This window comes from Actinomadura harenae (assembly GCF_003696215.1).
Lineage (GTDB): Bacteria > Actinomycetota > Actinomycetes > Streptosporangiales > Streptosporangiaceae > Spirillospora > Spirillospora harenae.
In genome coordinates, this window is sequence record NZ_RFFG01000103.1 from 22,024 (window position 1) to 28,023 (window position 6,000).

6 protein-coding genes are annotated in these 6,000 nt (G+C 73.5%); 3 read left to right on the top strand and 3 right to left on the bottom strand.

Annotation, left to right across the window (positions count from 1 at the left end; genetic code table 11):
* The first annotated feature begins 154 nt into the window (after positions 1-154).
* Together EBO15_RS35445 and EBO15_RS35450 are read left to right on the top strand one after the other, a co-directional pair.
* On the top strand, positions 155-730 hold the full coding sequence (locus EBO15_RS35445) for a hypothetical protein (RefSeq protein WP_122198846.1): 576 nt from the start codon (positions 155-157) through the stop codon (positions 728-730).
* A 165-nt stretch (positions 731-895) separates the two neighbouring features.
* Positions 896-1,363: a MarR family winged helix-turn-helix transcriptional regulator gene (locus EBO15_RS35450; protein WP_233616652.1), complete on the top strand. Its 468-nt coding sequence runs from the start codon at positions 896-898 to the stop codon at positions 1,361-1,363.
* A 16-nt stretch (positions 1,364-1,379) separates the two neighbouring features.
* Here EBO15_RS35450 and EBO15_RS35455 read toward each other — a convergent pair whose 3' ends face one another.
* Genes EBO15_RS35455 through EBO15_RS35465 form a run of 3 tightly spaced genes read right to left on the bottom strand, consistent with a single transcriptional unit; the run spans position 1,380 to position 4,904 of the window.
* Complete coding sequence (locus EBO15_RS35455; protein ID WP_122198847.1) at positions 1,380-1,955, bottom strand: TetR/AcrR family transcriptional regulator; 576 nt, start codon at positions 1,953-1,955, stop codon at positions 1,380-1,382.
* A 13-nt stretch (positions 1,956-1,968) separates the two neighbouring features.
* Complete coding sequence (locus EBO15_RS35460) at positions 1,969-4,092, bottom strand: YhgE/Pip domain-containing protein (RefSeq protein ID WP_122198848.1); 2,124 nt, start codon at positions 4,090-4,092, stop codon at positions 1,969-1,971.
* Entirely contained in the window at positions 4,089-4,904 is an 816-nt protein-coding gene (locus EBO15_RS35465; protein WP_233616653.1) for an ATP-binding cassette domain-containing protein, read from the bottom strand. The genes EBO15_RS35460 and EBO15_RS35465 overlap by 4 nt, the downstream gene beginning before the upstream one ends.
* A 154-nt stretch (positions 4,905-5,058) precedes the next feature.
* On the opposite strand from EBO15_RS35465, the gene EBO15_RS35470 reads away from it, so the two are divergent.
* Positions 5,059-6,000, top strand: a 942-nt coding sequence (locus EBO15_RS35470) for a serine/threonine-protein kinase (RefSeq protein ID WP_158628449.1), incomplete at its 3' end; no start/stop codon positions are given.

The following is a 6,000-nucleotide window of genomic DNA, read 5'->3' on the forward strand; positions in this document are numbered from 1 at the left end:
CTGGTACGGCACGGATCGCTGGTCAGTGGTCCAGACCAATGCCGAGTATAGATCGTCGCTGGTGATGCTTTTCACGTTTCGGGTGGATCGGGCACGGGCAAAAAGATCACCTTCGGCCGCCAACCTTCCGGACGCCCTCGGTATCTCATGACGCATGAACAAAGCGATCCTGAGGGGAGCGGCCATCGCCCTGGCGATGTGCCTCGCGTCCCCGGCCCTCACGGCCTGCGGCGGTTCCAAGTCCGATGACAAGAAGACCGACGTCGCGGCCACCGCGTCGTCCGGCGAGGGGGGCGGTGGCTCGGGCGGGACGGACGGCACCGGCGGCGGCACCGACGCCTCCGCGTCCCCCGGGGGGAGCTCGTCCCCGAAGCCCGAGGGCTCGCTGAAGGCGTCGAAGCTCCCGGTGCCGGAGGACCTGGCCGGCGCCCTGCAGGACACGTACTTCGCGGCGGCCAAGAAGAACTATCCGAAGGGGACGCGTGCGAACGTCATGACGCCGCAGCACGTCCTGTTCGGCAAGGTGACCGGCAAGAACGGCGGCGTCGAGTTCTACGCCGCCGGCGACATCGGCTTCAAGAACGACCCGATGTCCCAGCAGGACGGCCCGCACGTCTGGAAGAAGGACGACAGCCAGCAGAGCTGGGCCTACGTCGGCGACACCGGAGGCGCCCTGTGCGGCAAGGTGCCGACCGCGCTCGTGAAGGCGTGGGGCAAGTCCTGTAACTGACCGGCCGTCACCGACCCTCCGTCCGACCCCTGACGGATGAGGGCGGGCGCCGCTCCCGGCGCCCGCCCGTGACCCGGACCCCCGCCCGATAGGCCGGTGAACCCCGCCGTGACCTGGGGACGCTGTAAGGTCTCGCATATCGAGAGATGTTCCCGGAGGTGATCGGTGACCCCCGAACGGGCCCGGACGGTCGAGGAGCTCCGCGAGGCGATGCAGCGGAGCACGATGTACACGGTGCTCCTGCACCACGCCACGGCGGCCAAGGCGGGACTCAACGTCACCGACGCCCAGTGCATCAACGCGCTCGTCCTGGACGGCCCGCAGACGCCGGGCCGCCTCGCCCAGGTGATGGGCATCACCACCGGCGGCGCGATCACCGCCGTGATCGACCGGCTGGAGCGCGCGGGCTACGTCCGGCGCAGCCGCGACCCGGAGGACCGGCGCCGCGTGATCGTCGAGCCCGTCCCCGAGCGCGTCGCCGCGTTCGGCGCGTACTTCGAACCCGTCGCGCGCGCGTTCGGCGAGCGCATGGCCGGGGTGGACGACGACGCACTGCGCGTCCTGCTCGCCTGGATCGAGGCCAACAACCGCGCCATGCCGTCCGTCATCGCCGAGGTCCGCGACATGGACTGACGCCCCCGGCGGGCGGTCAGGTGGTGATGCGGCCGCGGAGCAGGTCCATCAGGGTGGCGTGGACCTCGTCCATGGGACGGTCCGGCTGGAGCGTCCGCCAGTCGAGCGCGACCAGGAGCACCATCCCGAACACCGCGGACGCGGCGGTGCCGACGTCCAGGTCGGCGCGCAGGTCACCCGCGGCCACGGCGCTCCGGAGGACGTCGCCGACCACGTCGATCGTGCGCTCCCGGATCAGCCGGGCCGCCTGCGGCCAGTCGCCGCCCGCCCGCCACGTCTCGGCGATCAGCAGCCGCGCGAACGACTCGTGCTCGCCGATGAACACCAGCTCCGCGCGGACGACCGCGGACAGCGCGTCCAGCGGCGCGAGCCCCTCGGCCGCGCCGCGCAGCGCGGCCCCGAACCGCTCGACCCCGTACTCCAGCAGCGCCGTGAACAGCGCGTTCTTGCTGCCGAAGTTGTAGTAGACGGTGCCCTTGGCGCAGCCCGCCCGCCCGGCGATCTCGTCGACCGAGGCGGCCGCGAACCCCCGCTCGGCGATCAGCTCGATCGCCGCGGTGAACAGCCGCTCCCGCGTCTCCGTCCGGCTCACGTCTCGTCTCCGCTCAGAGCTTGAGGACGGGGTGCAGACGCTTCATCGTCCACACCCGGTTGCCGCGGACGGCGAGGGCGGTGAGCGCGAGCCCGCCGACCAGGAAGGCCGCCAGCACCCCCGTACCCTGCCACACCGGGGTCATCTCCCCGCCGCTGATCAGCCGCCGCACGCCGTCCACGACCCAGGACATCGGCATGAACGGGCGGATGGCCTGGAAGAACCCGGGGCTGGTCTCGATCGGGTAGGTCCCGGCGGCCGAGGTCAGCTGGAGCATCAGCAGCGCCAGCGCGATCACCCGCCCGACCGGCCCGAACTTCACGTTCACCCACTGGATGACCGAGAGGAACGCCGCGGACGCCAGCGCCAGGAACGCGATCAGCCCCGGCCACCGCTCGGCGTGCAGGCCGAGCGCGGGCGCCCAGCGCAGCACCGCGAGCACCACGAGGACCTGCGCGACGCCGATCGCGGCGGCGGGCAGCCAGCCCGCGAGGGCGACCCGCCAGGCGGGCGCCGTCCCGGCCGCGGCGCGCGGGTTCACCGGGCGCAGCAGCATGTAGACGATCATCCCGCCGACCCACAGCGACAGCGGCACGAAGAACGGCGCGAACCCGGTGCCGTAGTTCGGGACGGCGTTGTCGGTCGTGCTGGCGAGCTTGACCGGGCTGCTCATCATGTCCGCGCGGGAGTTCCGCTCGTCCGAGCCGTAGTCGGGGACCTGCCCGGCGCCCTCGCCGAGCTTCCCGGACAACTCGCCGCCGCCCTGCGCGGCCTTGGCGTTGCCGTCGCTGATCTGCCCGAGCGCCGTCTCCATCGACACCGCGCCGCCCGAGAGCTGCCCGATGCCGGACGTCAGCTGCGTCGAGCCGTCCAGGAGCTTGCCGGACCCGGTCGACAGCTGCGCCGAACCGGAGGCGAGCTGCTGCGCGCCCGCGTTCAGCCTGTCCACGTTCTTGCGTGCGGCGTCGACCTTGCCCGCGAGCGTCGGCGCGTCCTTGGCGATCTTCTGGGCGGCGGTCCTGACCTGCTGCGCGTTCGCCGCGAGCTGCTTGAGGTCGCCGGTGTGGGACCGGATGAACGTGTTCACCTGCCGTGCGACGCCGGTGACCTGCGCCGCCGAGTCGGTGAGCTGCTGCCGGACGTCCGCCGGGATCTCCGGGTGCGCCGCCAGGTACTGCTTCAGCTGGGCCTGCGCGGCCTCGGCGCGCCGCAGCGCGTCCGCGCTCTGCGCCGGGAGGTCCCCGGCGCCCGCGGCCAGCGCGTCCGCGCCCCGGGCCACGAGCAGCGCCCCGTCCCGGATCTCGGGCGCGTGCTGCCGCAGCAGCGGGACGATCGTGTCGGCCGCGGTCCCCACGGCCGTGTCGAGCTGCTGGACGCCCGCCGCGAGCTTCTTGTTCCCGGCCGCGACCTGGTCGGCGCCCTGCTGGAGCGTCCCGAGCCCGTCGGTGATCTGCCGGGACGCGCCCTGCGCCTTGTCGATGCCCTGCTTGAGCTTGCCCGCGCCGTCCTGGACCTTGCCGCCCGCCTCGGCGAGCTTCTTGTTCCCGTCGGCGAGCTCGCCCGCGCCCTTCGCGGCCTGCTCCAGCTGCCCGTGCAGCGTCCCGAACGACACGAAGACCTGGTCGAAGTACCCCTTCGCCGCCGTGTCGCCCGCCGCCGCGCCGATCTCCTTGAACGCGGCCTGCGCGAGCGTCCCGACGACGTAGTTGTTCGAGTCGTTGATGCGGACCTTGAGGTCGGCGGGCGACGGCAGCGCCTTCCCGGACGCCCCGGCGATCCGCTCGCTGAAGTCCGCCGGGATCGTCAGCGACATGTAGTACTTCCCGTCGCGGACGCCCTTCTCGGCGGTCGTGCCGTCGACGGTCCTCCAGTCGAAGACCTGCCGCTTCTTCAGCTGGTCGGCCAGGTCGTGCCCGGCGTCGACGCTCTTGTCCCCGGCCTTCGCGGGACGGTCGTCCACGACCAGCGCGACCGGCAGGTTGTGCATCCGGCCGTACGGGTCCCAGAACGACCACAGGTACAGCCCGGCGTACAGCAGCGGCAGCAGCACCATCCCGACCAGCGCGATCAGGGTCAGCGGATGCCTTCGGAAGCGGCGCAGCTCCAGCTCGCCCGCCGTCAGCGTGGGAAGTCTCATCGGGGGTTCTCCAGGGACAGGTCGAGCGCGAGGCCCCGCGCCGGGGCGGGGTCGTGGCAGGACGCGATGACGGTGACGCCGGAGTCGGCGACGGCGCGCAGCCGCTCCCAGAGGGCGCGCTGCCGGTCGAGGGGCAGGCCCTCGTCCACGTCGTCCAGCAGGAGGAGGCCGGGACGGCCGACCAGCGCGCACGCGGCGCCGAGCAGCTGGGCCTCCTCGGGGGAGAGGTCGTCGGCGGACAGCCGCACGTCGAGGTCGCCGAGGCCGACGCGCTCCAGCGCGTGGCGGACCCGCTGGGCCCGTCCGCGCCACCGGCCGAACACGCCCTCCCGCAGGTCGAGCGCCTCACCGAGGTGCTCGCGGACGGTCAGCGCCGGGTCCAGCTCGTTCACGCCGGGCATGACGCCGAGCGCCGTGATCCGCTGGACGGTCCGCAGGTCGCCGGGCACCTCGAACGGCCCGACCTTCGCGCGTCCCCCGGACGGCTTCATGCGCCCGCCGAGCGTGAGCAGCAGGGCCGTCCGGCCCGTCCCGCCCGCGCCGCTCACCGCGAGCAGCCCGCCCGCGGGAACGTCGAACGACACGTCCGCGTAGACCATGCCGCGCTTGCCGCGCAGCGCCAGGGCGTCCGCCGTGACACGCACCGGCGTGCCCGCCGTCCGCCCGCGCCGTGCGCGCCTGCCCCCCTCGGAGGCGCGCACCGGCGCGGGCCCGGCCAGGGCCGCCGGTGCGGCCGAACCGGCGGCGGCGGTGCTGTTCCCCCCGGACGCACCGTCCGCCGCCGGAGTCCTGGAGCGCTCGTCCTCCGTCATCTCGGATCCCTCGCCACTTTTGAACTGACCGGTCAGTACAAAACGTTAACGCGCCCGAATGCTCGAACCGTCCACAAACCCAGGTGACCTTCACCACCCGCCCTCTGGCCACGGCGTCACCGCCCTGGGAGGATTCGCCCCCGGAGGTACGCGGATGGAACCCCTGCAACCAGGCGACCCGCCCGAAATCGCCGGCTACCCCGTCCTGGCCCGCCTGGGCACCGGCGGCATGGGCCAGGTCTACCTGGGCGTCACCGGATCCGGACGGCACGTCGCGCTCAAGATGGTCCGGGACGGCCTGGACGACCCGCAGGCCCTCGCCCGCTTCCGCCGCGAGGTCGCCACCGCCGAACGCGTCCGCAGCCGCCACGCCGCCGCGATGGTCGCCGCCGGGCTCACCGAGCCGCCGTACTGGCTGGCCACCGAGCACGTCCCCAGCCTAACCCTAAAGCAGGCCGTCGACCGCAACGGCCCCCTGCCTCCACGCCTCTGCCTGGGCCTTTGCGCGGCGCTCGCCCGCGGCCTCGCCGAGATCCACGGGCAGGGCGTCCAGCACCGCGACCTCAAACCGGGCAACGTCATCCTCGCCCCGGACGGCCCGCGCCTCATCGACTTCGGCATCGCCCGCGGCTCCGACCAGACGCAGATCACCCGCACCGGCGCCTGGGCCGGAACCCCCGGCTACGTCGCCCCCGAGGTGATCCGCGAGCAGGTCCAGACCCTCGCCGCCGACGTCTTCTCCCTCGCCGGGACGATCGCCTACGCCGCCACCGGCCGTCCCCCGTTCGGCCGCGGCCCGGTCGAGGCCCTGCTCCACCGCACCCTCACCGGTGACATCGACGTCGCGGGCGTCGATCCCCGCCTCGCGTCCCTCATCAGGATGTGCGCCGAGAAGGACCCGGCCCGGCGCGTCCCGCTGCCCCGCCTGATCGAACTGACCGCGGACGCCGTCCCGCTCGGCTCGGACCCCGCCTACCGCACGGCCGTCGGCACGGGGGAGCGCCTGCCGCGCGACCGCGCCGAGGCCGTCGCCATGGGCCTCGCCCCGCAGCCCCCGAGGCGGAGCCGCCTGCTCCTCCCGGCGCTCGCCGCCGCC